The sequence below is a fragment of the Hymenobacter sp. AT01-02 genome (assembly GCF_000961955.2).
In the GTDB taxonomy this organism is placed as follows: domain Bacteria; phylum Bacteroidota; class Bacteroidia; order Cytophagales; family Hymenobacteraceae; genus Hymenobacter; species Hymenobacter mucosus.
In genome coordinates, this window is sequence record NZ_JZIR02000266.1 from 1 (window position 1) to 997 (window position 997).

Annotated in this window: 1 protein-coding gene; it reads right to left on the bottom strand. The window is 60.1% G+C overall.

Annotated features, from left to right (window positions below; all coding sequences use genetic code 11):
- Positions 1 to 896: PAS domain-containing protein (locus tag VI25_RS24505; RefSeq protein ID WP_152981811.1), on the bottom strand; the 896-nt coding region annotated here is incomplete at its 3' end.
- Between the last annotated feature and the right edge of the window lie 101 nt (positions 897 to 997).

The following is a 997-nucleotide window of genomic DNA, read 5'->3' on the forward strand; positions in this document are numbered from 1 at the left end:
CCGCCCTGCTGCCCAGGATAAATGTTAACGTCAATCCAAGTGCCAAGCAGCGGCGATACGGTTTCGTACTGCACGGGCCGGCCTTCTTGCTGCACCTGGTAGTGTTTCTTGTATGATTCGCTGCCCACGGCCGAGGGAAACTCCGTCCAATAGTGTCGTCCCAGCAGTGCCTCGGGGTTACGCCCCCAGAGCCGGGCCGCCCGCTGGTTGACGTAGGTGAAGTGAAACTCGGCATCCAGGGCATAGAAGGCATCAGTAGTGCTTTCCAGGATGTCGATTGTGCGCGCATGAGCGGCCTGCAACTCCTGTTCGGCCCACTTGCGGTCAGTGACATCAATACAAGCAGCAAAGCCCCGGTTAGGGTGGTCCGGGATGCTATGGAGGGAGGTCACGCTAGCTAGGGTCCACACCGGCGAGCCATCGGGACGCACGTAGCGCTTGTCGACCGTAAACGGCTCGCCCGTGGCGTAGAGGTGCCGCAGCAAGTGTAAGTCGCGCGCCGCATCATCAGGATGCGTGATGTCACTGACCAGCTTCCCTATCAGCTCAGCGCGAGGGTAGCCGGTTATGGCACAAAAACGGTCGTTGACGTAGGTAAAGCGTTCCTCTTCCGTTTCGGCGATACCTACAGCGGCCTGGGTTACTAACGCGCGAAACCGCTCTTCGGAGTGCCGCAGGGCCGCCTCCGCCTGCTTGCGGGCGGTAATGTCAGTAGTTGTACTCACGACCCCATCGCCCAGGCGCACTACCGACTGCTCAAACCAGCCGTCGTACTGCTCGTGGCGGTACTCCTGCTCGTACGCATGCGGTTGGCCGCTTTCCACGACCTGCACGAAGCGCTCAAAAATGCCGGTCTCAACTACGCCGGGGTTGAGGCTCAATAGGCGCTGCCCCACTAAGTTAGTGTCGTATTGAGCGTGCCTGCTTGCTCATTGACCAGGGTCCAGCGGAATCCACCGATATGGCCCGGCTTCGTCGCGCACGGCATCAAACACTT